Here is a 994-nt window from a genome sequence, read left to right on the forward strand (position 1 = left end):
ATCATGTGAACAGAACCAAAGAATTAGAAGATAATTCACCAACGAAGAACGACTACAAAGATGCCAAGGTCATTGCAGATCTTGTCCGTAACGGGAAGTACACAGAGCCCAAAATTCCAACAGGAATTTATGCAGATCTCCGCAACTTCATGAATGCACGGGAAAAAATGATGCAGAACTTGGGTCAGATTCAGCGACGAATTCAAAACTGGCTAGATCGCTTCTTCCCTGAGTATCAACAGGTATTCAAAGATTGGGAAGGCAAAGCTTCACTCATCACGTTAGCAGAGTTTCCAACACCAGAAGAGATCGTAAACAAAGGCGCCTTTGCGATCTTAAAACGATGGAAAGAAGATGTGAAACGTGCGGTAGGCATGAAACGAGCGGAGTTGTTGGTTCAAACTGCGAGTAAGTCTGTCGGACTGAAAGAGGGTTTGAATGGTGCAAGGTTTGAATTAAAAACGTTGTTGGAGCAATATGAGTTACTATCTCGAAAATGAACAGAAACGATGGAGCAAGTTGAACAGCTGCTCAAACAAATACCAGGGACGAAGGAAATGCTGACTGTACCCGGTGTAGCGATCGTAACCCTCGCAGGGTTCCTTGCTGAAACAGGCGATCTGAATGGTTATGTTCATGGTCAACAAATAATTAGGTTAGCTGGATTCAATCTAAAAGAGAACAGTTCGGGGAAGAAAAAAGGAAAGTCTAGCATAACCAAGCGAGGGAGATCACGGTTACGTGCCATACTGTTTCGAGCCGTGATGCCGATGGTCGCTAAAAACCCTGAGTTTAAGGCATTACATCAATACTTTACAAAGCGAAGAAAAAATCCACTCAAGAAAAAACAGTCCATTGTAGCGCTATGTGGGAAGTTAATTCGAGTCTTGCATACGCTAGGAACAAAAAGAAAGATCTATAATCCAATAGATGTATTGGGACCGCATCGTCAGTCCCAGCTACAACTGGCAGCTTAAATTCAGACGAATCCTGG

The 994-nt window shown here is 43.2% G+C and carries 1 pseudogene; it reads left to right on the forward strand.

Features of this window, described 5'->3' with window-relative positions:
• Positions 1–977, forward strand: a pseudogene (locus tag PPOP_RS26055) (IS110 family RNA-guided transposase); the annotation flags it as partial.
• Between the last annotated feature and the right edge of the window lie 17 nt (positions 978–994).

This window comes from Paenibacillus popilliae ATCC 14706 (assembly GCF_000315235.1).
GTDB lineage: Bacteria > Bacillota > Bacilli > Paenibacillales > Paenibacillaceae > Paenibacillus_B > Paenibacillus_B popilliae.